Genomic DNA, 25,379 nt, shown 5'->3' with positions numbered 1-25,379 from the left:
TCCGAGAGAGACAGCCTGCACGGCTCAGCCCGGCCAGTGCACCTACTTCTTCCCGACGGTCAGCACCACCTTGCCGCGCCCGTGCCCCGAGTCGAGCACGCGGTGAGCCTCGCCCACCTTCTCCAGCGGGAGCACGCGCTCCACCAGTGGCTTCATCTGCTTGCGCTCGAGGAGGACGGACATCTCCTCCAGCCGGCGCCGCTCGCGCGTGAGGAAGACGCCGTGAATCGTCTGGTTGCGCGGGTAGAAGGCGGACACGTCCCCGCTGAAGCCGAGGATGGTCGCGAGCCGTCCCCCCGGCCGCGTCGCCGGCATGCTCGGAATCATGTTCTTGCCCACGGTGTCGAAGACCGCGTCCACGCCCTGCCCGCCCGTCTCGCGCAGCGCAACCTGCGCCGGGTCGTCACTGCGGTAGTTGATGACCACGTCCGCGCCGAGCTTGCGCAGCGTCTCCAGGTTGTCCGGGCCGGAGGTCGCCAGCACACGCGCTCCCAGCGCCTTCGCAATCTGCACCGCGAACGAGCCCACGCCGCCCGCGCCACCGTGGATGAGCACCGTCTCACCGACTCGGAGTTGCATCCGCCGCACCAGCGCGTCCCACGCCGTGCCTCCGGCCAGCGGAACAGCGGCGGCCTCCTCGTGCGAGAGACTCGGTGGCTTCTTGGCGATGATGCTCGCGGGGACGACGTTGAATTCCGCGTAGGTGCCGTGCGGGTTGTGGAAGATTTCCGGCGTGTAGAAGACCTCGTCGCCGGGCTTGAAGTCGGTGACACCCGGGCCGACCTGCTCGACGACGCCCGAGGCGTCATAGCCGATGACGGCGGGAGGCTGGATGCCCGCCCACGTCCCGTCGTGCCGCAGCTTCGCGTCCACGGGATTCGTGCCGGAGACGAGAACCCGGACGAGCACCTGTCCGGGACCGGGAGTGGGCGTCGGAACGTCACGAACTTCGAACAGCTCGGGCCCGCCGAAGCGGGGAAGGACCATGGCTCGCATGAGGCGCGGAATTAACCGGGCGGTGCGCACCCGGCAATGCTGCATCGGACCAACCGTCTCGGTTCTGACGGGCCCGCAGAAGGAACGTTCGTTCCACGTCAGGCGGGTTGCGGCTTCCCCTCCGGCGTCAGCACCACCAGCACCTGCCGAGCGGCGACCTGGCTACCCACGCTGACGTTCACCGCCTCCACCGTGCCCGCGACGTCGGCGACGACCTGGAACTCCATCTTCATCGCCTCCAGCACGGCGAGCACCTGTCCCGCCTTCACCGCCGCACCGGGCTGCGCGTCCACGCGGATGATGCGCCCGTCCATCGGCGCCACGAGCCGGCCGCTCCCCGCGCCATCCGACTTCGACGGCGGGCGGAACGTCACGTCCGACACGGCATGCGCCCCGTGCCCCGAATCCAACCAGAACGTGTCCCCATCCCGCGAGTACCGCGCACGCCCGCGCGCACCCGCCACGGCGTAGTCCAGCACCCCGTCCGCCATCGCGAGAATCGCGAGGTCGAACTTCTCGGCCCCCACCTCGACCTCGTACCGCGCCGAGTCCACGGCCCGAACGGTGACGTGCTCCTCGCGCTCCCGGCTCGCGAGCGTCAGTCGCACCGGCTGCGTCGAGTGCGCCGTGTTCCAGTTCACCAGCGACGCATCCAGTCCCGCCTCGCTCGCGAGCTTCAGCGCCTCCGCGTGGAACAGCGCCGCGCCCGCCAGGGCCAGCTCCTTCGCGTGCGTCCGGTACAGCGCATCCAGCGTCACGGAGTCCGCGTACTTCGGAATGAACCCCGTGTCGTACTCACCCGAGCTGAACGCCACGTGCCCGAGCACCCACAACAACAGGTTCTTGTTCGTGGTGACACCGAACACCGTCAGCTCGTGCAGCGCCTCCACGAGCCGCCGCCGCGCCGTCTCGCGGTCCGGCCCGTGTGCAATCACCTTCGCCTGCATCGAGTCATAGAAGGGCGGAATGTCCTGCCCCTCGCGCACGCCGTAGTCGATGCGCACACCCTCGCGCGACGGCAGTCGCCACGTCAGCAACCGCCCCGTCTGCGGCGCGTAGTTGTTCGCCGGGTCCTCCGCGCAGAGACGCACCTCAATCGCGTGCCCGGACCACGACACCTGCTCCTGCGTCAGCGGCAGTCGCTCACCTGCCGCGACACGGAGCTGCCACTCCACCAAATCGAGCCCGGTAATCGCCTCCGTCACCGGGTGCTCCACCTGGAGGCGGGTGTTCATCTCCATGAAGTAGAACTCGCCATTCGGCGCGAGCAGGAACTCGATGGTCCCCGCGCCCCGGTAGCCGATGGCCTTCGCCGCCGTCACCGCCACCTCGCCCATGCGGGCACGCAGCGCCGGATTCACGGCGGGAGACGGGCTCTCCTCCACAATCTTCTGGTGCCGCCGCTGCACCGAGCAGTCGCGCTCGCCCAGGTGGACGGCGTTGCCGTGCTCGTCCGCGAAGACCTGCAGCTCCACGTGGCGCGCGCCGATGACGGCCCGCTCCAGAATCAGCTCTCCGCTCCCGAAGGCATTCGTCGCCTCCGAGCGCGCGGACTTCAGCGCCTCGCGCAGCTTCGCCGGCTCGTGCACGAGCCGCATGCCGCGTCCGCCACCACCCGCCGCCGCCTTCACCATCAGCGGGAAGCCGATGCGCTCGCCTTCCTTCGCCAGCGTGTCGTCATCCGCGTTGGTGGCCTCGTAGCCGGGAATGCACGGCACGCCCGCCGCGAGCATCCGCAGCTTCGCCTGCCGCTTGTTGCCCATCAGGGCAATCGCCTCGGCACCCGGGCCGATGAACACCACGTCCGCGTCCTTGCACGCGCGGGCGAACTCCGCGTTCTCCGAGAGGAACCCATAGCCCGGGTGGATGGCATCGGCGCCCGACGCCTTCGCCGCCGCGATGAGCTTCTCGATGACGAGGTACGACTCCCTCGCGGGCGATGGGCCGATGGGCACCGCCTCGTCCGCCGCGAGCACGTGCGGCGCCGCGCGGTCCGCCTCGGAGAACACCGCGACGGTGCGGTAGCCCAGCTTCTTGCAGGTCCGAATCACCCGGACGGCAATCTCGCCGCGGTTGGCGACGAGGACTTTCTTAAATCGCTGCATGCGGGTCCGTCCCTCTCACAGGCGTGCGACGCCGAAGGTGTTGGGCCTGAGCTCGCGCCGCTTCGCCTCGCGGCACACCGACAGGGTGAAGCCGAGCACCCGCCGCGTGTCGCGCGGGTCGATGAGCCCGTCATCGAACAGCCGTGCGCTGCAGTTGAACGGGTGCGACTCCTTGTCGAACTGGTCGATGATGGGCTGGCACCAGGCGCGAATGCCCTCCTCGTCCACCACCTCGCCGCGCCGCGCGAGCTTCTCGGCGAAGACAATCGACATCACCTTCGCCGCCTGTTCGCCGCCCATGACGGCGGTGCGCGAGTTGGGCCACGCGAAGATGAAGCGCGGGTGGAAGGGCCGGCCGCACATGCCGTAGTTGCCCGCGCCGAACCCGCCGCCAATGAGCAGCGTGAGTTGCGGCACCGTCGCGTTGGCCACCGCCTGAATCATCTTCGAGCCGTGCTTCACGATGCCGCCCTGCTCCGGCTGCGTGCCCACCAGGTAGCCCGTCGTGTTCTGCAGGTAGATGAGCGGCGTGTCCGACTGGCAGCAGAGCTGGATGAACTGCGCCGCCTTCGTCGCGCCCTTCGGCGTAATCGGCCCGTTGTTGCCGATGATGCCCACGGGCATCCCGAAGATGCTCGCGCGCCCGCAGACCGTGTGCGGGTCGTACTCGTCCTTGAAGCCGGCGAACTCCGAGCCGTCCACGATGCGCGCAATCACCTCGCGGCAGTCGTACGGCTTGCGGTAGTCCCCGGGAATCGCGCCGCACAGCTCGTCGGGCGAGTAGAGCGGCTCCGCGTAGGACGCCTGCGACTCACGCGGAAGCTGCGCGTTCCACCCGAGCTTCGCCACGATTTCGCGCGCGATGCGGATGCCGTCCGCGTCGTCCTCCGCGAGGTAGTCCGCCGTGCCCGCCACCGTGGCGTGCATCTCCGCGCCGCCCAGTTCCTCGTCCGTCGCAATCTCACCCGTCGCGGCCTTGAGCAGCGGCGGGCCGGCGAGGAAGACCTTGGCCTTCTTCTTCACCATGACGACGTAGTCGGACAGGCCCGGCAGGTACGCGCCGCCCGCGGTGCTGGAGCCGTGCACCACCGTGACTTGCGGAATGCCCGCCGCCGACAGCCTCGCCTGGTTGTAGAAGGTCTCACCACCAGGGATGAAGATCTCCTGCTGGTACATGAGGTTGGCGCCGCCGCTCTCCACCAGCGACACCAGCGGGAGCTTGTTCTCCAGCGCCATCTCCTGCGCGCGCAGGGCCTTCTGCACGCCCCATGGCGACGCGGTGCCGCCCTTGATGGCGGAGTTATTCACGAACACCATGCACCGCACGCCGGACACGTAGCCGATGCCGATGATGCTGTTGCCGCCCGCCAGCGAGCCATCGGTGTCGTCGTGGTAGCCGAAGCCGCACAGCGTGGACAGCTCGAGGAACGGCGAGCCCCGGTCCAACAGGAGCGTCAGCCGCTCACGCGGGAGGAGCTGACCGCGCTTGTGGAACTTCTCTCGCGCCTGGAGCTCCGTGTTGCGGACCTTGGCCTCCACCTCGCGCAGCTCTGCGACGCGCGCGAGCATGTCCGTGCGCTGGGCCTTGAAGACCTCGGAGCCCGGGTCGATTCGGGACGTGATTCTCGGCATTGCTCTCACCCCTGCCCTTCGCGCAGCAGTGACTCGGGAATGTCCATGTGACGCGAGCGGAGCCACTCACCCAGCGCCTTGCCCTGCGGGTCGAAGCGCGTGGACGACGACACGCCCTCACCCAGGATTCCGTCGATGACGAAGTTCAGCCCCCGCAGGTGCGGGAAGACGTGACGCTCAATCGGGAACGCGGCCGTTTCGGGGAGCAGCTCGCGCAGCTTCTCCACCGTGAGCGTATGCGCGAGCCAGCGCCACGCCTCGTCCGTCCTCGCCCAGACGCCGATGTTCGCGGTGCCGCCCTTGTCCCCACTGCGCGCGGCGACGATGCGGCCCAGCGGTACGCGGCGCGTCGGCCCTGAAGGCAGAGGCGCCGGAAGCTCGGACGGCTCCACGGGAGCAAGGGCCAGCGTCTTCTCCGAGGGCGGAATCACGGTGCGCGTCTCATCCGGGAGCACGGCGACGTGCTCCACCTTGCGCGCATCGACGTAGGCCGGCGTGTAGACGCCGTACGGCGCACCGTCCGACGGCGGCGCCGTCATGGTGAAGCCCGGGTAGCTGCCGAGCGCCAATTCCACCGCGGCGCCGCTGAAGGCGCGGCCCACCAGCTTCTGGTCGGCGTCCTTCACCACCACGCGGAGGAAGGCGGCGGCCTGCTCCTCCGTGGCCGCGTCCTCGCGGTCCGTGCGGACGAGCGTCCAGTGGACCTCCTTCGGCTTGTGCTTCATCGCCGCTTCCAGCTGCGCTCGGACGAGGCGGGCCTTCTCCTCGATGTCGAGCCCGACGAGGACGAAGTTCGCCTCGTTGCGATATCCGCCGAGGTTGTTGAGGCACACCTTCAACGTGGGAGGCGGCGGCTCACCGCGCACGCCGGAGATGCGGACGCGGTCCTTGCCTTCGGAGGACAGCGAGATGCTGTCGAAGCGCGCCGTCGCGTCCGGCCCCGCGTACCGGGCCCCGGTGATTTCGTACACGAGCTGCGCGAGCACCGTGTCCACCGTCACCGCGCCCCCCGTGCCCGGGTGCTTCGTAATCACCGAGCTGCCGTCCTCGTGAAGCTCCGCCAGCGGGAAGCCGGGCCGGCGCGCGTCCACCTCCGTGAAGAACGAGTAGTTGCCGCCCGTCGCCTGCGTGCCGCACTCCAGCACGTGGCCGGCGACCATGGCTCCGGCCAGCTTGTCCCACTCATCCTTCTTCCATCCGAAGTGCGCCGCCGCCGGGCCCACCACCAGCGACGCGTCCGTCACGCGTCCGGTGACGACGATGTCCGCGCCCGCGCGCAGGCACTCGGCGATGCCCCACGCGCCCAGGTACGCGTTGGCGGTGATGGGGCTGCCGAACCCGAGCTCATCCGCGCTGCCGGAGAGGTCGTCTCCCTCCACGTGCGCAATCTTCGCCTTCACGCCGAGCTTGCCCGCCACCTCGCGCAGCGCGGCGGCGAGCCCCGCCGGGTTCAGCCCTCCCGCGTTGGCGACGACCTTGACCTTCTTCTCCAAGGCCAGCGCCAGGCACTGCTCCATCTGCTTGAGGAACGTCTTGGCGAAGCCCGTGGCCGGGTCCTTCATCCTGTCCCGGCCGAGAATCAACATCGTCAGCTCGGCGAGGTAGTCGCCCGTGAGGACGTCGAGCTGCCCGCCCTCCAGCATCTCCTTCACGGCCGAGAAGCGGTCTCCGTAGAAGCCCGAGGCATTGCCGACACGCAGGGGGGACGCGCTCATGCTTTCTCCATCCAGAGTCGCAGGCAGTGTGGGAGCCCGCGTCAAAAAAAGCAAGCGCGCTTGCTTTTTTCCGGACCGACTTTCATCCTCCAGGGTGTGAGTGAGTCATCCGGCGCGACGGGCAGACAGGAGCAGGAGCGCAGCCGCGTCACCCGCCAGCGGCTGATGGAGGCGGCGATTGGCGCCCTCCGCGAGCTGGGGTGGGCGGGCGCCACCATGACCGTGATTGCCGAGCGCGCGGGTGTGTCTCGCGGCGCATGCCAGCACCACTTCCCCACCCGCGCGGACCTCGTCGCGGCGGCGGTGGAGTACGTCGGCAGCCAGCAGGCGGAGGAGGTGCTCCGCCGCTCGGCGCAGTTGCCGGCGGACGAGCGGCGGACGGAGGCCATCCTCCACATGCTCGCGGGCATCTACACGAGCCCTCTCTTCATCGCCGCCGTGCAGCTCTGGGTGGCCGCGGCGGCGGACCCGGAGCTCCGCGCGCAGCTCACGCCGCTGGAGGCGCGCACCGGCCGCGAGGTGCACCGGCTCACGGTGAAGCTGCTCGACGTGGACGACAAGGACCCGGAGGTCCGCGAGCTGGTGCAGGCCACGCTGGACCTCATCCGCGGGCTCGCGCTGGCGAACCTGCTGCACGACGACAGCGCGCGCCGGAAGAAGGTGCTCCACCGGTGGGCCCGCACGCTGGACGCGGCGCTCAAGGCCCGGCGCACGCCGGGCTCGCGCAGGGACTGACGATTCGACTTTCAGGAACACGCCACATCTGGAGGTGACATGGGCTACCGCTCTCTCTTCGCGCCGGGCTGCTTCAAGGACCGCAACATCATCGTGACGGGTGGCGGGAGCGGCATCGGCCGCTGCACCGCGCACGAGCTGGCGTCGCTGGGCGCGCACGTCGTCCTCGTGGGCCGCAAGGCGGACAAGCTGGAGGCCGTCGCGGCGGAGCTTCGCGAGGACGGCGGCCAGTGCTCGCTGGAGGTGCTCGACATCCGCAACGAGGACGGCGTGAAGGAGACCGTGGCGCGCATCGTCGCGGCGCGCGGGCAGATTCACGGCCTCGTCAACAACGCGGGTGGTCAGTTCCCCTCGCCGCTGGCGGCCATCTCGAAGAAGGGCTTCGACGCGGTGGTGTCCACCAACCTCACGGGCGGATTCCTGATGGCTCGCGAGGTGTACCTCCAGTCGATGAGCAGCCATGGCGGCTCCATCGTCAACATGCTCGCGGACTTCTGGGGCGGTATGCCGGGCATGGGGCACTCGGGCGCGGCGCGCGCGGGCATGATGAACCTGACGGAGACGTCCGCCGTCGAGTGGGCCGCGTCCGGCGTGCGCGTCAACGCCGTGGCTCCCGGCTGGGTGACTTCGAGCGGCATGGACAGCTACCAGGACGAGGGCGTCAAGGCGCTGATTCCGTTGCTCAAGCAGGAAGTGCCGCTGAATCGACTGGCCACCGAGTCCGAGGTGAGCGCCGCCATCGTCTTCCTGCTCACCGATGCCGCCGCGTTCATCACCGGCTCGTGCATCAAGATTGACGGTGGCGCTTCGTGCAACACGAAGATCTACCCGCTGGAGGAGACCACCGCCTCCAAGCCCTACGAGGGCTTCCACCGCGCGCAGGCCCCGCGCATCCTCAGCGGCGAGAAGAAGTAGACCGCGCGGAAGTCCCCGCACGGGCCCCGCTCTCACGCAGCGGGGCCCGTCGTCGTTTCAGGGAACCGCGGTTCCGTCGAAGAACGTGCGCGCGCGGGCCACGGATGACAGGCCCACCTTGCTGCCCAACCGGCGGCCGATGAAGTCATCCGGCGTCACGTGGATGCCACCCCACAGGCGCGACTGTCCCGCCTGGTCCGCGGCGTCGTAGTACGAGGCCCACTGCAACCGCACCTCGGTGGACGGGCCACGCTCGAAGGTGAGGTAGGCGTTGGCGCCCGCGACGAACTCGCCCAGGCCGCCGGGGAAGTACTCGCTGCCGGTGAGCGCGGTGAGCACCTCGGCGGAGGCGCGGCTGAACGTGCTGTGCCCGGAGATGAAGCCCGGGAAGGCCGGCGTGACGAAGGTGCGGAGCTGATACGGCATCCACTCCACCGCGCGAATCCACCCCGAGCCACCCACCTCGTTCTTCCGGTCTCCCGGCTCGCCCCGCCACGCGTGCACCGCCACCTGCCCCACGAAGCGCGCGAGGTGCGCATGCCGCTGTCCCGGCGCCGAGCTCTCCGCCGTAATCACCTCGATGAGCCCCGGCACCAGCGGCAGGCCATCCGCGTTGTACGCCGGGCCGCTCGGGTCCGTGGACTGGCCCAGCTTCCCCATGTAGCGAATCAGCGAGAGCGGCCGCGCGGCGATGAAGGCCCGCTTCACCTCCCACGCGACGATGGCCGCGTCGTGCACCGCGCCGTTGAGCGCGAGGTACACCTTCACGTCCCACTCCAGCGGGTCCAACTCGGGGCCCGTGCCGAACAGGCGCCGCGAGAAGCCCGGCGCATCCGCCACGCCGTTGGCGAGCACGTTCCAGTGTCCCGGCGGCGTCTCCGACTTCGGACCATCCGCCCAGAACTCCGCGAGCACGCGGCCGAAGTCCCCGCGCCGCACCAGGCGCTGTGCATACGGCTGGCCGGTGATGGGGTTCACCGCGCGGCCGGTGCCGTCATTCGTTCCCAGGTTGTTGTTGCCGAGCGAGCCGGGCGACGTGTCCATCAGCTCGTCACTGCCGAGCCAGCTCTCCTTGCGCAGCACCTCCACCACGTGCGAGCGCATTTCCGCGCCGAACACCGGCGGCGCTCCCGGGTCCCGGTACAGCCCGCCGCCCTCCGGCCGCTTCAGCGCGAATGGCGTCACGTTCTTCCAGTGCGCGCCGATGTACCCCTGCACGCCCGACGTCGTGATGATGCCGTTCTGCGTGACGGACACCGCGAGGTTGAGCGGCTGCCACACCGAGGGGTCCGCCAGCGTCACCTGCGGCGAGTCCACCACCAGGGGCGCATTCACGAACTGGAAGCCAGTGGTGTCCTTGTAGTCGTTCTGCTCGTTGGCCCCGTCGTCCGCGCCCATGCTGATGATGGCCTGGCCGATGCGGTTGCCCAGGGCTCGCGGGCTGTCCCCCGTCGTCACCGTGTCGTCCGGCGCGTAGCCGAGCCGCCCCATGAACTCACGGAAGCACGCCGCGGAGACGGCCCCACCCGTGGCCTTCGCGTAACGGTGCACGAGCACGCGATAGGCCGCGTAGCTGATGGCCTCCGCCCGCGCGACCGCGAGGTCCTGCGCGGTGTACTTCTCGTGCACGAAGACGCCGTCCGCCGTCGCGTCGTATGCGGCCCACGCGTCCCACATGGCCGCGGACACGTGGTACAGGTTGCGCGCGTGCACCGTCGGACGCGGGATGTCGCGGCGGATGGCATTGAGGAGCTGCTCGTTCCAGCGGCGCGCGATGCTGCCCGAGGGACGCGGGTCCACCGCCTCATTCGGGCACACCACCGGCACGGGAAGCGGTGTCACCACCTCGTGCACGAGGGGCACCTCCGCGCCGCGGTGCAACAGCGCACCGGCGTCCAGCCCGCCTGACAGCACGTTTCCGCCCACGGCCCACACGCCGCCCTCCGGGTCCGTCCAGGCAGCGTGCAGCGACTCCACCGGCGCGGTGACCTCGATGTCCGCCTGCGCCCACTTCCCTTCCGAGCGCCGGTAGATTTCTCCTCGGAAGCCCGTGGCCCAGCCGGTGCCGTCGCCGGAGATGGACACACCCTGCATGAGCGGAGTGCCCTCGGGCGCGCGGCTCACGAAGCGGCCGGCGGTCTCGTCCAGCTCCAGGATTTCACCCTGCCCCTCGCCGCCCACCACCACGACGACACCTCCGCCGCCGTGCACCGTGAAGAGACGGCTCGTGGTGCCGGTGGGAATCACCGTGAAGGCACCGCCTCCGCGCGAGCGCATCACCACGCCCTGCGCGCCCACCACGTACACGTCGCTTCCGGTGCCCCACACCTTGAAGAAGCCGGGGATGTCTCCGTCCGCCGTGCGCGGCAGGTCCGCGAGCGGCAGCGGCAGCTCGCTCCACTGCGTGCCGTCGTAGTGCCAGATGAAGCCGCTCCGGTCGGAGATGGCACCCACCGCGTACAGGTCATCCGGCCGCGAGCCCCAGACGCCGTACACCGTGTGCCGCGCGAGCCCCGGCGTGTGCATGCGCGTGAAGGCACCGTTCTCGTAGCGGAGGACGGTGGCGTTTCCTCCGGACATCAGCACCGGGCCATCCGGGAAGGCGTGCACCCACCACAGGTCTCCACGCAGGCCCGTGAGGACTTCGTTCCACGCGGTGCCGTCGTAGTGCAGCACCCTGGGGCCCTGGCCCCGGTCCGCGCCCACCGCCCACACGTCCTTCGCCGAGCGGCCGGAGATGCCCAGCAGAGCCTCCGGACGCACCTGCGCCACGGTGGCCCAGACGAGCGGCTCCGGTATGGGGTCGGGCTCGTCCGGGCAGCCGGTGAGCAGCGCGCCCAGCATGAGGGAGAGGAAGAGGCCACGGCGCGGACGGACCCGTGGCGTGGAAGGGGTGTGGGGATGCCGCGGCATGAGCGACTCCTGCGTTTCGCGAGGGGTGTGGGACTGCTGCGAGGGTGCGACGTCGGGCCTACGGGAAGGCGTTCTCCGCCCACTGGAGCGTGCCGGTGCGCGAGTCGGTGCCGTGCTCGCCGTCGTCGCTCTCGAAGGAGGCGTTGATGCGGACCTCGCGGCCCACGGCCTCGGCCGGGTCGGTGACGACGAGCAGCAGTCCCTCGAGCGTCGCGGGCTCGCCCTCCTGCATGCCTCGGCTGAAGCGCAGGTTGACCTTGTAGGGCGCCGAGAGCTGCTCTCCGTCGGAGACGCGCTCCAGGGACAGCTTCACCTCGGACTTCATGTTGGTGAGCTCCCAGGCGCGCAGCGAGACGAAGACGTGCTGGCTGCCCTGCCCGCCGGAGTTCAGCTCCAGCGTGGCGCCCTCCTCGATGGGCATGAAGCTGAGGCCCGTGCCCACTTCCATCTCACGGAGCGGCCCGTCCGGCTCACCGGGACACCCCGCGAGAGCGAGGCAGAGAGCGAGCCAGCCGAGACACAGTGCACCGCGCACCGTGCGGACACGGCGGGTGGAATCCGAGAACGAGAGGGGGTTCAACGCGAAGACTCCGAGGCTGCCGGCCGCTTCCAGCAGCATACGTGAGTTTCGTGACCCGGTTGAAGTCCGCGCGGGGTGGCTCAGCCGCGGTGGAAGCGGACCACGCGCACGTCCAGCTCACCGGCCTCGGCATCCAGGACCTGGCGCATCAACTCCAGGGCGCGATCCTCATCGAAGCCTCCCGAGCCGGCGCCGATGAGCGGGAACGCCAGGGAGTACAGCCCGTACTCACGGGCACGGGCCAAAGCGTTGCGCACGGAGTCCTGGATGGAACGTTGGGATGCCCTCCAGAACATGTTGATGCCGGCGACGTGGATGATGGCCTTGTGGGGAAGCCGCCCCCCGGACGTCACCACCGCCGAGCCGAGCGGCATCGGCCCCACGCGAGCCAGCTCGCGAAAGGGGCCCAGCCCCGCACTGCGCTTGATGGCTCCGGACACGCCCTGCGGCATCAGCAGCCACCAGGGGATGATGTTCCGGTTCCACGCGTTGACGATGGCCTCCACCTTCTGTTCGAGCAGGTCTCCTTCGACGACTTGGACGGGCATGAGCGGGAGTCTACCGCGGCGGTGTCTTGAATTGCGACGGAGCGCCCCTGTTCAAGACCACGACACCCGTGGCAGAACGCCGCACATGAAATCGAGCATGGCGTTGGCGTGTCTGTCTTTGGTGATTGCCACGGGCTGCGCGGGGACACGGGCCCTCTGCCCGCAGGAGGGCGGGCGTCCCTGGTCCGAGGTCCGGAGCGCCCACTTCCACATCCAGACGAACCTGTCGCCCGACGCGGCGAAGACCACGGCGATGGAGCTGGAGAAGTACCGGCGCGCGCTGCTGCTGGCCTGGGGCCCGGACTTCGACCCGCCCGGAACGGTGCAGGTCATCCTGGTGCGCAACCAGGACGAGCTCGACGAGTTCACCCAGGGCCACGCGGCTGGCTTCGCGGGCACCACGGAGCGGGGGCCGCTGATGGCCATGGCGGGCAATGGCTATGTGCTCGATGACTCGCCGGACCTGCGCCTCCAGACGCACGAGCTGGCGCACTACCTGAGCACCTTCGTGCTGCTGCGCCAGCCCCGTTGGCTGGCGGAGGGACTTGCGCAGTACCTGGAGACGATTCACATCAAGGTCAGCACCAACGAGGTGGTGCTCGGCCGGCCCCAGCGGTGGAACCTGGGCTACGTGCGCGAGCACGGCATCCTTCCGCTCGAGGACCTCTGGAACTGGGAGCAGCGGGGCCTGCAGAGCCAGAGCGAGCAGCAGGCGCACTACGCCTCCGCGTGGATGTGGGTGCACTACCTGATGAACATGTACCCGGAGCGCTTCGAGGACTTCCAGATGCGGCTGGCGCGCGCCGAGGAGCCGAGGCGGGCCTTCGAGGCCTCGTTCCAGGGCGTGCAGGACTGGGAGAGCGGAATCGTGACGTACGCCACGGGCGGGCGCTACAGCGTCCTCACCATGGAGTTGCCGCCGGTGCCGACGCAGGTGGACGTGCGGCCGCTGGACGCCGCGGACGTGCACGCCATCCGGGCCACCCTGTACCTACGGGCGCCGGGAGCGCTGACGCAGGAGCAGCGCCAGGAGCACGCGAAGCGGGAGGCGGCGCAGGGGTTGAAGGAGAACCCCATGAGCGTCAGCGCCACGATTGTGGCGGCCGGGCTCGAAGGGAACACGGTGTCCCTGGACTCGGTGCGGGAGGTGGTGAAGGCGAATCCGGACAACGGCCGTGCGTGGGACCTGCTGGCTGAGGAGTTGGGGGCGGAGGGCGCCGAGGCGAAGGAGCTCGAGGAGGCGCGCAAGCGTGCGGCGGAGCTGCTGCCGGACGACGCGCGCATCCTGAACAACCTGGCGTGGTACTACGTGCAGCGACAGGAGCCGGCGAAGGGGCTCGCGGCGGCGCAGAAGGCGGTGTCACTGGAGCCAGGAGACCCGGCCATCCTGGACACGTTTGCGGCGTTGTTGTTCCAGCTCGACCGCTGCCCGGAGGCGCTGGGAATGCAGCGGCGCGCGCTGGACATGCTGCACGAGAACACTTCGGACGCGGCGCGACAGCTGCTCATGCAGCGGCTCCAGCGCTACCAGGCGAAGTGCGGCGGCACGGCGGCGACGAAGCCCTGAGCGGATGGCCGTGGCGCCCGCCCCGCCTTCCCGAGCGAAGCGCGTGGGCCGGGCGCTACGTGCCACCGTCGACTGAAGACGTCCTTCCAGAGCCTCCGTCCAACCAGCGCGGAGGCAGAGGCTGCGGCTCACCCCATGAGGTATCGCCGATCCGGCTGGCCGGCACAGGCGTGGATGACGATGGCCCCGCGTCCGCGACCTCGGGAATGGGAAGCGCCTCGGGTTCACCATCGAAGAGACGGCGGAGGATGCGACCATCGGGGTTGATGGCGTATTTCACTCCGCCATCCAGCATCCGCGGACCGGGCTGACAGGCACCAGGGTCGGCGCTGATGTCCACGAAGATGAGGCCCCCCTGCTTGATGACCCGATAGAGGTACGACTCCTGTCGATTCCAGCAGGACTTCTCCCGCGCGTCAGGTGGCAGGAAGTCATTGGCCGCGACCGAGAGGGCCTGGAGCGTTGCACCGTCCAACTCGTAGGGCTGGCCCTCCGCACCGGCCCGTGTTGCCGCGTGCTCGTGGAAGTTGGGGAAGACGATGGAGGTGTCTTCCTCGATGGAGGTTGGGTGCCACCCCGGAGCCCGCACGCAACCGGAGAGCACCACGGCAGCAGCGACAACACGCAGACGCCTCATGGAGGACTCCTCCCCGTGCAAGGCTGACTCATCTTGCGGATGGAGAAGTCCTCCCCGTCATCGGAGTTCCACACGACGGAGCCCGTCTGCTCGCAACTCCATCCGCCCTCCGCCCGGGTCCACTTCAGCAGTTGCCCCGTCATCGGAATGTACTGGTGGAAGCCATCACACCTGGGCTCCGCGACATGGTTGGAGAAGAACGCCACCACCGAGAGCCGGAGTCGTCCATCCCTCGTTTCCACCTCGAAACCATGCGCCGCGCCCTCCGAGATGATGAAGCGGATATCGCGGTCCGTGAGCTCACTTCCGTACGGATGATTGTGGAGGGCATAGACGTACTTGATGCTGTCGGGCGGGTAGCGCGCATCCTCGACTGTTGAGGGCAGGAGACAACTCTTGCTGCGCTGCGTGGGGTCCACCCTCGACTGGTCCGTCAGCTTGCTGACGACGTACTGCTGGTCCGGTGTGTAATACAGCCAGGCACAGTACTCGCTGGAGACTCGCCATCGCGTCTGGAAGTCCTGATGGTCCCTGCGCCCGGCACTCGCATGGGGCTTCGAGAGAATCCGCTGGCAGGCCGAGAGGAGCGCATCCGAGTAGGAGTCGAAGGGCCCAAGCAGCGGTCCGGGAATCTTCTCCAGGAACGGCGCTCCGGGCGCCGGCCGCACGATGTCGGGGTCGGAGACCTGGGATGACGAACAGCCCAGGCCTAGCACGGCGAGGATGCCTGACCTCCAGAGCGTTCCCGGGCGCATCGTGACCGCGATGCTACTGGACCGCCTGACACCCACGCCAGGAGGTCCCTCGCTTCACACGGTGCGCAGCCGCACGCGTGCGCTCCACGTCGCTACTTCGCGGGCTCTGGCGGAAGGCGCGTGGACCAGATGACGGAGACAATCTTCCAGCCTCCTCCCGTATTCACCAGGTGCCAGGACTCCCTGCCGGAGTTGGTCATCCGTCCGTCGACGTGGAAGCTGTAGTCGAAGGAGACCGATGCGACCTCGCCATCCGTGTCGATGCGGATGTTGGAGAACTTCTCCTCGCGCTGCTCCTTCCCCGAGACAATCCAGTCGATGAACTCGAGGTGATTGTTCCCGGGCTCCACCCGGACCTTGGTGGCGTCAGGGCGCTTTCGACGGACGCGCGGAAGGCTCTCGTCACTCAGCACGGACTGCCAGGCAATGCGCTCGTGCAGGAACAGTCCAAGGAATCGCTCCTTGTCTTTGTGGATGATGGCGGTACGGAAGTCCTCAATCACGGCTTCAATCCGCCGCGTGTGAGCCGCCACATCGTCCGGTTCCGCCAGACTCGAGACAGGAACAGACAACAGGCAGACGAGCATGAGCCGGAAGAAGGTCATGAGATTCTCCAGCGCCCGGGAAGCCGGGCGTCGACAGGGTTGATTCGGGGCGGGTTTCTCTACGGAAATCACCGCGCGGTTCAGCGCTCGGTCGTGGGCCCCGGCATCTGGCGGCGGTAGTAGGCGCGCGAGGAGCCGAGCTCCACGCTCAAGGCCCGGACGGTGCCGTGGGCGTCTCGATGAAACTCGAACTGGGTGCCGAAGACGGTCGGCGCGAAGAACCGCGTCGGCGTCAGCGGCAGGAGCCGTCCCGTCTCGTCCGGGATGCTGACCGACATGCCCTCCGCGGTGACCGAGATTTCGAGCGTCTCGACATCGAACATGTCGAGGAGCGAGCCGCGATGCTCCATGGGAACCGCGGTATCGGCGCGGTACGTGCCCGCATAGTCCTCGGGCGTCATGCCTCCCGGAGGCACCGCGAGGGTGCGGACCAGCGGATTGACGCCGTGGCCGAGGGCATCCGAGAGCGCATTGCGAATCTCGGTGCGCAACTGCCAGCCATTCTCGCCGTTGGTCAGGATGACGAAGCCATCACCCGTCTCCAGGTAGCCCTCGAGCCACGCGTGGTAGCTGTCGTTGGAGCCACCGTGATGGAAGATGCGAGTCGCGCCCATGCCATCCAGCCGGGGGCCCAGGCCATGCCGGCCCGGCGACACCTCGGTCATCATCTGTGTGGCCAGGGCTTGCGGCAGCACCGCGCCCCGCCCCTGGTAGCTCTTCAGCAACGCGCCGACGAATGCGCCCAGGTCCTTCGCGCTCGTCCACAGGCCCGCCGCCGCCTCCTGTGGAAACGTCTGCCAGCCCCGGGGCAGCGCCGTGGGTGTGCCCTGTCCATCATGCGCCTTGGCGATGTTGCCCCGTGCCGCCGACAGGGGACTCTCGAACGTGCTGCGGCTCATGCCCACCGGAGCGAAGACCTGGTGACGTGCAACGGCTTCGAGCCGCGAGCCGGTGACGTCCTCGATGACCTGTTGCTCGACCGTGGTCCCGCCACCCGAATAGTCGTAGTACCGGCCGGGCTCGTGCTGGAGACGCACCGGAGCGTTTCTTGCCGGTGACACTCCGTCGAGTGTGTCCAGCAACGTCGGCAGCGCCTCGCCGGGAAGAAAGTCCGGGAAGCCATGAACGGAGAGGCCCGCCGTGTGTGACATCAACATGCGCAACGTCACCACCGGATTGGGAATCCCGGGAGCTGGTGGAATGCGCCAGGACTTCAACCAGGTGTCGACTCCCGCATCGAGGTCGACCGTGCCCTGGGCCACCAGTCGCAGGGAGACGGCCGCCGTGATGACCTTGCTGATGGACCCCACGTTGAAGAGCGTGTCCGCATCGACGGCATCGTGGGTGCCGGCTTCGCGCAGGCCGAAGCCCTCGGCGTGCACCACTTCGCCATTCTTCAACACGGCGATGGCGACGCCGGGCACGTGGTAGTGGGCCATGCGCTCCCGCAGGGACCAACCCGGCAACGGCTCGCCGGCCTTCAGCGTGGTGGGCCGCAGCCCGTGCTCCAGCGCGGCCAGCGGCGTGGAGCCCCCCGCTTGAGTGGGCCGCACGGCAACCGTGTTGCTGGCGGGCATGCATCCCGTCAGCAGTGCGGAGGCGATGAGCGCCAGCCTCGTCTTCCCGGGCGCGCCCCATCGCCCGCCACCGGCCGTATCAACGTTGTCGTGGGTCTCCATCGTCATGTCCTCGTGGGTTGAACCCAGACATAGCGAGGGTCCGCGCCACCCTGGAGCGCCCTTCTGCGAGCCGTGCCCGGCTTGCGCCGAACCGTTCGAGCTCAGCGCGAGGCAGCGCCTGACGGGCCCCGCAGGAGCTCGAGCAGCGGCTCGATATAGGTGCGGCTGGCGCGAATCGGAGTGCCGTCGCGAAGCCGCAGCATGGCATCCCGGTTGGACAGCGCTCGCAGCTCCGCGACGCAGTCGATGCGGACGATGGCCGAGCGGTGCACCCGGACGAAGCGGGCCGGGTCCAACTGCTGGGACAGCCGGTTCAGGGACTCTCGAAGCAGGTACGTGCTCTCACCCACGTGCAGGGTGGCGTAGTCGCCGTCCGCTTCAATCCACTGCACGTCCGCCGCGTCGATGAAGACGACGCGCCGTCCGATGCGGACCTCGAAACGCGTCGCGTACACCGGCGGGTCCAAGGTCTCCTCGGGCCGGCGGTCCCGGCGCTCCGCCAGCTCGCGACAGCGAGAGGCATACCCCTGGCGGGCTCGCTCGAGCGCCTCGGCGAAGCGGTCGTCATCGATGGGCTTCAGCAGGTAGTCGAGCGCGTGGACCTCGAAGGCGCGAACGGCGAACTGCTCGTAGGCGGTCAGCAGGATGGCCATCGGCCGCTGCTTCGCCGGCAGGGCGGTGAGCACGTCCAGCCCGCTCATTCCAGGCATCTGCACGTCGATGAACACCAGGTCGGGCGCGTGCGTGGTGATGCCTTCGAGCGCCGACACCCCGTCCCCGTACTCGCCAACGAGCTCGAGGTCGGGATGCGCGGCGAGCCGCACCTTCACACCGCCGCGCGCGAGGGGCTCATCATCGATGACGGCGACCCGAATCACGCGGCGGCCTCCTCACGGCCAGGCACCACGCCTTCGCGGAATGGCAGGACCAGGACCACGTCGAAGCCGCCGTCATCGCGCGGGCGCGCCTCGAGGGTGTGGTTGCCTGGATGGAGCTTCGCGAGCCGCTCGGAGACATTGCGGAGTCCGACCATCGACGAGCGCCGGGCCTCCTCGGCCTGGGCCACGTCCTCTCGTGCCCCATCGTTCCCCACGCGCACGTGCAGGCGGTCGCCCTGACGCATGATTTGGACCTCCAGCCGCCCTGGCTGGCGCCGAAGCGAGATGCCATGGCGAATCGCATTCTCGACCAGGGGCTGGAGGAGGAGGTACGGCACGAGCGCATCCAGGACATCCGGGCCGATGCTCCACTTGAGCGCGAGCCGCTCTCCCAGGCGCACCCTTTCGATGTCCAGGTAGGTCTCCGTCAGCGCGAGCTCGTCGGCCAGCGCCACCTCGTGGCTGTCCGCTCCATCCAGGGTCGCCCGGAGGAACTCCCCGAGCCTGGACAGCATGTGGCGTGCCTCGCGGCTGCGCTCATCCGCGACCAGGGTGGAGATGGCGTTGAGGGTGTTGAACAGGAAGTGGGGGTGGAGCTGATAGCGCAGCGCCCGCAGCTCGGCATCCCGTGCCAGGGACATGGCCGCCTCGCGCCGGGCCTGCTCGTGCTTCAGCTCGGCGTAGTACGCCACCACGGCGTGGATGGCGCAGAAGGCAATGAGCGCGAGCCAGCAGCCATCGAGCCCGCCGAAGAGGCTCGTCCACTTGAAGGACGGCGAAAGGCCCCAGCCGGCCACTTGCGTCAGCAGCACGCCGAGCGCGTTGTTCACCAGCGACATGGCGTAGGTGGTCGCGAGCAGCACGGGCGCTGAAGCCCACCAGGGCATGCGCCGACGCCAGAGCGCACGCTGGAGGGCCGTCAGCGGAACGCACCACACCAGATAGGCCACGAGGTACAGCGCTCGATACGCCACGGCGTGCCCCACCCCCAGCGCGGGGAGCGCCATCACCACCATGCAGAGGGTGATGGGAAGGCCCGCGAGGAGTGGGAGCCAGAACGGCGGACTGGCCGACGGCTCGTTCGTTGCGCTCATCGCCATGCACGCCTCCGAGGCACGAGGTGCCCCTCGTCCAGCCCGGTAGCCGCCCCTGCTTATGCGAGGAGCCGCGGCGGTTCCAGCGCACGGGGGTGACTTGCGGTGAGCCGGTAGCAGGATGCGCCGGGACGATGAGGAAACCGCCGCCCCCCGACGAGTCCCGAGAGTCCGCCCACGCCGAGGGCGGCCAGGGCCATGACGGGGAAGGACGCCTTGTGGGGCTCGGGCGCGTGAGCGGTCTGCTTGCGCGCCGCGAGAGCCGACTCCTTGCGGCCATTGTGGCGAAGAGCAGCTGCAAGGCGCCCGAGACGAAGGCGGACAGGCGCGCTCCGGCGTAGGTGCCCTCCATGGCCAATCCCATGGCGCCGAAGCCCCAGTCCAACCTTTCACGAACGCCGCCTGAGCCGGTGAGCGATTATTCCTGCTTTTCTCTATTTTCAGGAGCTTGGGCCGTGTTCAATTGTGCTGGGCCAGCAGCCGTGCGCGCGCGGCTGCTGGCTCATTCCCCTCTCTCCCAACGGAAAGTCCAATGAAACAGATAGGGATTGTCATCGCGATGTTCGTTTGCCTGAGCGAAGCTCCCCAAGCCCGAGCCGCCGCCTTGAATTCAGCGGCGCTGCGAGAGCGCGTCAGCGTGTCGCTGGCCGCCGACAAGCGCGAGCTGGCGCTGACCCTGGCGAAGCAGGACGCGGTGCTGCGAAGGGAGCTCACCTCTCGCTTGAGCGACGAGCGCCTCGCGGTGGACCTGAAGCAGTGGCTGAGCACGGTGCCGGCCCAGGCCTCCGTCACGGCCGTGGCAGAGCGGGCGGACCTGAACATTCGCCGACTCAAGGGCCTCGAGCGCGAGGTTGACAGCCTTCTGCAGCTTCGTCTGGCCAGTGCCTCCATGCTGGCGGCGCTGAAGCAAGGTGTTGAGCCCCTCTATGCGTACGAGCCGGATGGGAATGACTCCCAGTGGCAATTCATCGAGGCCTTCGATCGCCTTGGCGGCGTGCACCGCCTTGACGTACGTCGCATGCCCGAACAACCGGTGTTCGTGGTGGACATCGACGCGCGGAGAGACCTGGTCGCGGGCATCAAGCTGATGCGCGAGCGCCTCGTGGCCCTCGGCCAGCGTCCCATGCCGGTCCTGAGCGTGAGCGCCGCGGCGACCAGCACGCCGGTGACGATGCTCGACCGCATCTACCTGAACGACGACGAGGAGCCCTGGATCTCCGGTAACGCGGAGGTCTATGCCATCGTCAATGGAGTCGACCCCAGCCGCGACGAGCCCCAGCTGGATATCGTCGACATGCCCTATCTGGACACAGACGGTAAGACCTACACACCGAACCAAGTCCTGATCTTCTGGGACCGTTACCGCTGGGCGGCGGCGAACGTGGTCCTCATGGAGCACGACGACAACACCAACTATCAGGAACTGGTGAGCTATCTGTTCACGGTCGCGAGCCAGATCCTGTCGGCCGTGGGCCAGCCGGAAATCTCCGCCCTGGTGGCCCTGGGCAGCGGCCTGGTGGACCGCATGCCCAGTGAATGGTTCAGCAACGACGACGACTACGTCGACTCGTACTACACCCTGGAGAAGAACCACTCCTACACCAACCATGGCGGAGCCCGCGGCAATGCGGTGGTGTCGCTCAGACCGTACGAGATCGCGAGCCAGTAGCAGGGCGTAGGCACCGAGGGCTGTACCCGGCGCAGGCGGCCGGAGGGGTCGAGGAGGCTCTGCTCGACCCCAGTCCGGCGAGTTGCTCGCCTCGAGGGATTCATCGGGCCGTCGGGAGCGAGGAAGCCTGTCCTCCAGAGCATTCCCGTGCGCATCGCGCCCAGGATGCCACGGGCCCCCCTGACACGCGGGCCACGGGGTCCCTCGCTTCACCCGGTGCGCGGTCGCACACATGCGTCACGGTGTGCGCGGTGGCCTTCGGGCTCCCGCCACGGAAAGAGGGCTGCGCGTTCGTGAGACACGACCCGGAGTCGGGTCATGGAGATGCGCGCAGGAACTTCCATCTGCGCATGTCTTTCACGAAATCACAGACCATGGGCGTTCCTCGGGGCGGCGTGCAACGGCTTGCAGAGGAATGATAGGCTTTGCTCCGACCATGTTTGCGCGCGTCCCATGAGCCGAGCCCCATGCGCCCCGGTGGCCCTGAAGAGGCTCCCACCCGAAAGCACCATGCGGGCACGAACATGGGTCAGCCCCCGCGAATACACTCCGGTTTCTGGAGACAACCATGATGTCGCCCTCGAGAAGTGAGCGCCGGTGGATGCTGCCGGTCCAGGGCTCGTCCTTGCTCATCATTCCCGCCATCGAAGCGGAGGCCATGAAGGCGGAAGGCCAACGCGTCCCGGACGTCTTCGTGACCTCGGCGCTCGACCACTGGCTCGTCACCCCGGCCGCGCGCACGTTGTACGCCATCTACGAGGCGCTCGGCGGCAGCCCGCCGCTGGGGATGTCCGCCCTGGAGCGTGGCCGGTACGGGCAGCGCCTCAAGCAGCGGCTCTCCGATGCCTTCACCCGGGGTGAGCTGATTGCACTGGAGGTGGCGCGCCCCGTGCTCGTCCCCAGGGCCTGGCCCGAGCCCCCTCAACCCAAGGTCGAACAGGCTCCTCCCGAGGAGAAGACGTGGCTGGCCATCGAGCTCAAGGACGACGAGGGCAAGCCCGTTCCCTACGCGCGCTACGTGGTGCGGCTGCCCGACGGCGGCACGCGTGAGGGCACCCTCAACAAGAATGGCTACGCGCGCGTGGAAGGCGTGAATCCCGGCCAGTGCAAGGTCTCCTTCCCCGAGTTGGACGGCCAGACCTGGAACTGACGTCTGAGGAGGCAGCAATGCCACGGCATACGGTGAAGCAGGGCGAGTGCCTGATGGGCATCGCGCTTCGTCATGGCTTCCAGGACTGGAAGCGCATCTACGAGCATCCGGAGAACGAGGCGCTGCGTCGCAAGCGGCCCCATCCACACATCCTGCACCCTGGAGACGTCCTCTTCATCCCGGAGCGAGAGCTGAAGGAGTTGGGCGCCTCCACCGGAAAGGCCCATGTCTTCAAGGTGAAGCAGCCCGTGCGGGAGCTGTGCCTCACCTTGAAGGATGCGGCTGGCAGGCCGCTCGTGAACGAGCCCTATACGCTGGAGTTCGGCTCGGAGTTCATCGAAGGGGCCACGGATGGAGAAGGGCTGCTCCAGGAGGTGCTTCCCCTGAGGGAGGACTCCGCGCGGCTCACGGTGGGGGAGCGCACCTATGAGCTGCGGCTCGCCACGCTCAACCCCGTGGACGACACCGAGGACCAGGGTGTCTCCGGCGTCCAGGCCCGCCTGCGCAACCTGGGGTTCGAGCCCGGGCCCGCCGATGGCGTGTTGAACGAGCGGACGCGCCAGGCGCTGTGTGCCTTCGAAGCCACCCATGGGCTGCCCGTCACGGGAGAGCCCGCGGGCAGGACGCTGGAAAAGCTCAAGCAACTCCACGGCTGCTAGCCGTCGTTCCCCGTCTTCTCTCGAGGTCTCCCGTTGGCCGCCACCGCTTCCAGTTCCAAGCCGAGCCCGTCCGGCCCGGCTGCGTCACCGCCTCCGGTCGAAATCGCGGCGCCTCCGAGCACGCCCTTCGTGTTGCAGGAGTCGCGCTGCCTGAAGGAGCCCTGCGTCGTCTGCGTGCTGCGAAAGACGGTGGAGGACACCGCCGCCACGAAGGACGTGAAGTTCGCCACGGCGCCCCTGCAGCTCAACATCGTGGCGCTGCGCTCGGAAGACTCGCTGAGCAACCGCTTCGATGACGTGATGGCTGTCTTCTTCCAGCTCCTGCCGCCCGAGTCCGGGCCGGCGTTCAACAAGGCCCTCGAAGCGGAGCTCCTGGAGGACATGAAGGACCGCCTTCCGGGGCTGGAGAAGCGGCCGCAGGGAGGCTTCCGCTACGTGGCCTGCAGCGAGCAGGGGCTGTGGGTGGTGGGGCTGTTCACCGTGTCGACCGACCCCGGGTTCGAGGACTCACCCGAGGCGCTGGAGGAACAGAAGGCGAAGTACGAGGCGCAACTGCAGGCGGCGGACGAGACGGTGAAGAAGCTGTCGCCGCAGGAGGCCGCGCTCACCCGGGAGCACGAGAAAGCAAAGGCGGCGCAGGCGGCCCTGCTGGCGAAGCCGAAGAAGGGCGTGGAACCGCCGAAGCCGGAGCTGCCGGCCGCGCTGGAGGGCATCGAGGCGCCGACGCGGGATGCCAGGTCCCTGGGCACGTACATCAAGAGTGTCAGGGCGCGCCTGGATGAGCTGGCGGCGGCGAAGAAGGTCCAGGAGACCCATCCGGGCCTCATCGAGGAAAAGCAGAAGGCGCTCGACGCGAAGACGTACGAGAACGAGGTGAAGAAGGGCAACCTGCCCACCGCCCAGCTCCACAAGGGCTGGGTGGAGCAGGGCCGCGCCATCGTCCCCGTGGGACACCATCAAGATGCGTACCGGTTCTACCTGCACAAGGCCGGTGGCAAAGGGGATACCTTCCCGCGTGCGACCGTGGCGCTGAGCGTGCCTTCCATCGAGAAGGGCATGCGCATCTACTCGGTGAAGTATCTGTGCATGGCCAGCCAGAAGACGCTGGAAAGGATATTCGTCGAGAAGGATGACAAGGGAAAAGACGAGGACTACCTGACGAAAGAGCTTCGCCAGCTCTGGCCCGAAGCGGAAGCGGTGCAGAAGTACGAGCCCGGCGTCGCCACCCTGGAGCTGGTGGACAAGGAACCACCCGAGGGACAGAAGTCGCTGCCCGCGGGCACTCCGCCGCGAGAGGTGTTCCTCGTGGAGGACGGGGGCAAGAAGAGGACCCTGCTCCCACCAGAGGCACGCGTCGTCGTCACAGACGTCATCAACGGCACCAACATCCATCGAGCCCACAACGTGTCGCTGTCGGACGACCGGACGAAGCTGGGCGGGTTCGCGGCCCGCCCCGACGCGGAGGTCAACACCTGGTCCGAGGGTTGCCAGACGTTCACCGACTTCTTCGAGTTCAATGCCTTCATCCGCCTGAGTGCCATCAGCAAGCGGTGGAGGTGTGCCAGCAAGGACCCGATGTGCATCGGCGCTGACGCCTGCAAACGGCTGGTGGCGGGGCCGGGGCGCACCGTCGAGAAGGAAGCCGACATGCAGCGCGGGGAGAAGGAGCTGCTGGACCGGTACAAGGAACCGTACATCCACCGTGCCATGGCCGCGGACTGTCGGAAGGATGCGGAGGGGCCCGGCGCGCAGCTTGAGAAGCTGCGGAAGGAGCGGAACGACCTCGTGCTGACTACTAAGGAGCAGACACAGCTCGACGCACTGGAGGCCCGCAAGGCGCAGACGGCCACCGCACAGGCCCGCGCCGCCAATCCCAAAGCACAGCCGCTGAGCAAGAAGGAAGAAAAGGAACTCTTGGCGCTGGCCTCGAAGCGGGAGAAGTCCCTCACGCCTGAGACGGTTGCGAAGATTCAAGAACTCGATACGCGCATCCAGGAGCAGACGGTCCAGCGACAGGCCTTGCTGGACTGTGCGGCGGATGCGGAGAACGAGGTCCGGCTGTCCGAGCTGCCCGGCGAAATCGCCGAGGCAGCAACCCTGGTGAAGAAGCTCCAGACGCAGGTGGATCGCCTCCAGGCCCAGCTCGACGCGGTGCCAGCGAAGGGCAAGAAGCCGCTGAGCCCGAAGGCTCGCGCGGAGCTAGAGTCCAGCCTGAAAAAGAAGAAGGAGGACCTGGAAGAGGCCCAGGCGAAGCAGCAGACCTTGGAGGAGGAACAAGCGGAGCGCGAAAAGACCCGGGGCCTCGACGAGACAACCCTCCGACGCAGGCGAGAGTTCCTGCGGGAGCGCGCGCAGGTCTTCCGGGCTGACTTCCTCCGGAGCTGCGACCTGAAAGAGACCTGCAAGGAGAAGTTCGACTACACCCTCGTCGAAATGGCCGCGCCAAAACTGGAGGAGATGAAGCGCCAGTTCAAGGACGACGCCAACAAGCCCTGGCCGGGCGTGTTCGTCATGGGCCAGGAGCCAGTGGCCCAGGGAGGCTGAGTC

Annotated in this window: 21 protein-coding genes; 7 read left to right on the top strand and 14 right to left on the bottom strand. The window is 68.3% G+C overall.

What is annotated here, in order from left to right:
- Positions 1-42 precede the first annotated feature (42 nt).
- From ACVTJA_RS00705 to ACVTJA_RS00690, 4 genes are all read right to left on the bottom strand, one after another.
- Entirely contained in the window at positions 43-996 is a 954-nt protein-coding gene (locus tag ACVTJA_RS00705; RefSeq protein WP_465832882.1) for a zinc-dependent alcohol dehydrogenase family protein, read from the bottom strand.
- A gap of 98 nt (positions 997-1,094) precedes the next feature.
- Positions 1,095-3,101: an acetyl/propionyl/methylcrotonyl-CoA carboxylase subunit alpha gene (locus ACVTJA_RS00700; protein WP_465832880.1), complete on the bottom strand. Its 2,007-nt coding sequence runs from the start codon at positions 3,099-3,101 to the stop codon at positions 1,095-1,097.
- A gap of 15 nt (positions 3,102-3,116) precedes the next feature.
- Positions 3,117-4,733: an acyl-CoA carboxylase subunit beta gene (locus tag ACVTJA_RS00695; RefSeq protein ID WP_465832878.1), complete on the bottom strand. Its 1,617-nt coding sequence runs from the start codon at positions 4,731-4,733 to the stop codon at positions 3,117-3,119.
- 5 nt (positions 4,734-4,738) lie between these two features.
- Positions 4,739-6,448 carry an acyclic terpene utilization AtuA family protein gene (locus tag ACVTJA_RS00690; RefSeq protein ID WP_465832876.1) on the bottom strand — a complete coding sequence of 570 codons (1,710 nt, stop codon included), beginning with the start codon at positions 6,446-6,448 and terminating at the stop codon, positions 4,739-4,741.
- Between the two features lie 96 nt (positions 6,449-6,544).
- Between ACVTJA_RS00690 and ACVTJA_RS00685 the strand changes: the two genes are divergently transcribed.
- Together ACVTJA_RS00685 and ACVTJA_RS00680 are read left to right on the top strand one after the other, a co-directional pair.
- Positions 6,545-7,183, top strand: a complete 639-nt coding sequence (locus ACVTJA_RS00685) for a TetR/AcrR family transcriptional regulator (protein ID WP_465832874.1) — start codon at positions 6,545-6,547, stop codon at positions 7,181-7,183.
- Between the two features lie 39 nt (positions 7,184-7,222).
- On the top strand, positions 7,223-8,098 hold the full coding sequence (locus ACVTJA_RS00680) for an SDR family oxidoreductase (RefSeq protein ID WP_465832873.1): 876 nt from the start codon (positions 7,223-7,225) through the stop codon (positions 8,096-8,098).
- A gap of 57 nt (positions 8,099-8,155) precedes the next feature.
- Here the strand turns inward: ACVTJA_RS00680 and ACVTJA_RS00675 are convergent, their stop codons facing one another.
- Genes ACVTJA_RS00675 through ACVTJA_RS00665 form a run of 3 tightly spaced genes read right to left on the bottom strand, consistent with a single transcriptional unit; the run spans position 8,156 to position 12,139 of the window.
- Positions 8,156-11,011, bottom strand: a complete 2,856-nt coding sequence (locus ACVTJA_RS00675) for a DUF6851 domain-containing protein (RefSeq protein WP_465832872.1) — start codon at positions 11,009-11,011, stop codon at positions 8,156-8,158.
- Between the two features lie 58 nt (positions 11,012-11,069).
- A complete protein-coding gene (locus tag ACVTJA_RS00670) occupies positions 11,070-11,630 on the bottom strand; it encodes a hypothetical protein (RefSeq protein WP_465832870.1) in 561 nt (186 codons plus the stop codon).
- 41 nt (positions 11,631-11,671) lie between these two features.
- Positions 11,672-12,139, bottom strand: coding sequence for a macro domain-containing protein (locus tag ACVTJA_RS00665; protein ID WP_465832868.1), 468 nt, complete (start codon positions 12,137-12,139; stop codon positions 11,672-11,674).
- An 85-nt stretch (positions 12,140-12,224) separates the two neighbouring features.
- On the opposite strand from ACVTJA_RS00665, the gene ACVTJA_RS00660 reads away from it, so the two are divergent.
- On the top strand, positions 12,225-13,706 hold the full coding sequence (locus ACVTJA_RS00660) for a DUF1570 domain-containing protein (protein ID WP_465832866.1): 1,482 nt from the start codon (positions 12,225-12,227) through the stop codon (positions 13,704-13,706).
- Between the two features lie 55 nt (positions 13,707-13,761).
- Here ACVTJA_RS00660 and ACVTJA_RS00655 read toward each other — a convergent pair whose 3' ends face one another.
- The 6 genes from ACVTJA_RS00655 to ACVTJA_RS00630 form a co-directional block, all read right to left on the bottom strand.
- A complete protein-coding gene (locus tag ACVTJA_RS00655) occupies positions 13,762-14,343 on the bottom strand; it encodes a hypothetical protein (RefSeq protein WP_465832864.1) in 582 nt (193 codons plus the stop codon).
- Positions 14,340-15,098 (bottom strand): hypothetical protein, encoded by a 759-nt coding sequence (locus ACVTJA_RS00650; RefSeq protein ID WP_465832862.1) that lies wholly within the window; start codon positions 15,096-15,098, stop codon positions 14,340-14,342. The genes ACVTJA_RS00655 and ACVTJA_RS00650 overlap by 4 nt, the downstream gene beginning before the upstream one ends.
- A 92-nt stretch (positions 15,099-15,190) precedes the next feature.
- Positions 15,191-15,703 (bottom strand): nuclear transport factor 2 family protein, encoded by a 513-nt coding sequence (locus ACVTJA_RS00645; RefSeq protein WP_465832861.1) that lies wholly within the window; start codon positions 15,701-15,703, stop codon positions 15,191-15,193.
- 80 nt (positions 15,704-15,783) lie between these two features.
- The gene (locus ACVTJA_RS00640; protein WP_465832860.1) at positions 15,784-17,388 is read right to left on the bottom strand and encodes a serine hydrolase domain-containing protein; all 1,605 of its coding nucleotides are present in this window, start codon (positions 17,386-17,388) and stop codon (positions 15,784-15,786) included.
- Positions 17,389-17,483: 95 nt separating this feature from the next.
- Positions 17,484-18,260 carry a LytR/AlgR family response regulator transcription factor gene (locus ACVTJA_RS00635; RefSeq protein WP_465832858.1) on the bottom strand — a complete coding sequence of 259 codons (777 nt, stop codon included), beginning with the start codon at positions 18,258-18,260 and terminating at the stop codon, positions 17,484-17,486.
- On the bottom strand, positions 18,257-19,354 hold the full coding sequence (locus ACVTJA_RS00630; RefSeq protein WP_465832857.1) for a sensor histidine kinase: 1,098 nt from the start codon (positions 19,352-19,354) through the stop codon (positions 18,257-18,259). Before ACVTJA_RS00630 ends, ACVTJA_RS00635 begins: the two co-directional genes overlap by 4 nt.
- 532 nt (positions 19,355-19,886) lie before the next feature.
- Here ACVTJA_RS00630 and ACVTJA_RS00625 point away from each other — a divergent pair.
- The 3 genes from ACVTJA_RS00625 (at position 19,887) to ACVTJA_RS00615 (ending at position 22,832) form a co-directional block, all read left to right on the top strand.
- Positions 19,887-21,023 carry a DUF3103 domain-containing protein gene (locus ACVTJA_RS00625; RefSeq protein ID WP_465832856.1) on the top strand — a complete coding sequence of 379 codons (1,137 nt, stop codon included), beginning with the start codon at positions 19,887-19,889 and terminating at the stop codon, positions 21,021-21,023.
- Between the two features lie 568 nt (positions 21,024-21,591).
- Positions 21,592-22,173, top strand: coding sequence for a carboxypeptidase-like regulatory domain-containing protein (locus ACVTJA_RS00620; RefSeq protein ID WP_465832855.1), 582 nt, complete (start codon positions 21,592-21,594; stop codon positions 22,171-22,173).
- A 17-nt stretch (positions 22,174-22,190) separates the two neighbouring features.
- Complete coding sequence (locus ACVTJA_RS00615) at positions 22,191-22,832, top strand: PGRP and LysM peptidoglycan-binding domain-containing protein (protein ID WP_465832853.1); 642 nt, start codon at positions 22,191-22,193, stop codon at positions 22,830-22,832.
- On the opposite strand, the gene ACVTJA_RS00610 is transcribed toward ACVTJA_RS00615, so the two are convergent.
- A complete protein-coding gene (locus tag ACVTJA_RS00610; RefSeq protein WP_465832852.1) occupies positions 22,829-23,062 on the bottom strand; it encodes a hypothetical protein in 234 nt (77 codons plus the stop codon). The genes ACVTJA_RS00615 and ACVTJA_RS00610 overlap by 4 nt on opposite strands.
- Here ACVTJA_RS00610 and ACVTJA_RS00605 point away from each other — a divergent pair.
- Positions 23,049-25,376 (top strand): hypothetical protein, encoded by a 2,328-nt coding sequence (locus ACVTJA_RS00605; RefSeq protein ID WP_465832850.1) that lies wholly within the window; start codon positions 23,049-23,051, stop codon positions 25,374-25,376. The genes ACVTJA_RS00610 and ACVTJA_RS00605 overlap by 14 nt on opposite strands.
- The last annotated feature ends 3 nt before the right edge of the window (positions 25,377-25,379 follow it).

The sequence above is a fragment of the Pyxidicoccus sp. M6 genome, from assembly GCF_055568925.1.
This window is presented reverse-complemented; position numbering and strand designations above follow the sequence as displayed.

Coding starts and splice junctions, on each gene's coding strand:
- ACVTJA_RS00705 (WP_465832882.1), bottom strand. CDS start 996: ATGCGAGCCATGGTCCTTCCCCGCTTCGGCGGGCCCGAGCTGTTCGAA.
- ACVTJA_RS00700 (WP_465832880.1), bottom strand. CDS start 3,101: ATGCAGCGATTTAAGAAAGTCCTCGTCGCCAACCGCGGCGAGATTGCC.
- ACVTJA_RS00695 (WP_465832878.1), bottom strand. CDS start 4,733: ATGCCGAGAATCACGTCCCGAATCGACCCGGGCTCCGAGGTCTTCAAG.
- ACVTJA_RS00690 (WP_465832876.1), bottom strand. CDS start 6,448: ATGAGCGCGTCCCCCCTGCGTGTCGGCAATGCCTCGGGCTTCTACGGA.
- ACVTJA_RS00680 (WP_465832873.1), top strand. CDS start 7,223: ATGGGCTACCGCTCTCTCTTCGCGCCGGGCTGCTTCAAGGACCGCAAC.
- ACVTJA_RS00675 (WP_465832872.1), bottom strand. CDS start 11,011: ATGCCGCGGCATCCCCACACCCCTTCCACGCCACGGGTCCGTCCGCGC.
- ACVTJA_RS00670 (WP_465832870.1), bottom strand. CDS start 11,630: ATGCTGCTGGAAGCGGCCGGCAGCCTCGGAGTCTTCGCGTTGAACCCC.
- ACVTJA_RS00665 (WP_465832868.1), bottom strand. CDS start 12,139: ATGCCCGTCCAAGTCGTCGAAGGAGACCTGCTCGAACAGAAGGTGGAG.
- ACVTJA_RS00660 (WP_465832866.1), top strand. CDS start 12,225: ATGAAATCGAGCATGGCGTTGGCGTGTCTGTCTTTGGTGATTGCCACG.
- ACVTJA_RS00655 (WP_465832864.1), bottom strand. CDS start 14,343: ATGAGGCGTCTGCGTGTTGTCGCTGCTGCCGTGGTGCTCTCCGGTTGC.
- ACVTJA_RS00650 (WP_465832862.1), bottom strand. CDS start 15,098: ATGCGCCCGGGAACGCTCTGGAGGTCAGGCATCCTCGCCGTGCTAGGC.
- ACVTJA_RS00645 (WP_465832861.1), bottom strand. CDS start 15,703: ATGACCTTCTTCCGGCTCATGCTCGTCTGCCTGTTGTCTGTTCCTGTC.
- ACVTJA_RS00640 (WP_465832860.1), bottom strand. CDS start 17,388: ATGACGATGGAGACCCACGACAACGTTGATACGGCCGGTGGCGGGCGA.
- ACVTJA_RS00630 (WP_465832857.1), bottom strand. CDS start 19,354: ATGAGCGCAACGAACGAGCCGTCGGCCAGTCCGCCGTTCTGGCTCCCA.
- ACVTJA_RS00625 (WP_465832856.1), top strand. CDS start 19,887: ATGAAACAGATAGGGATTGTCATCGCGATGTTCGTTTGCCTGAGCGAA.
- ACVTJA_RS00620 (WP_465832855.1), top strand. CDS start 21,592: ATGATGTCGCCCTCGAGAAGTGAGCGCCGGTGGATGCTGCCGGTCCAG.
- ACVTJA_RS00615 (WP_465832853.1), top strand. CDS start 22,191: ATGCCACGGCATACGGTGAAGCAGGGCGAGTGCCTGATGGGCATCGCG.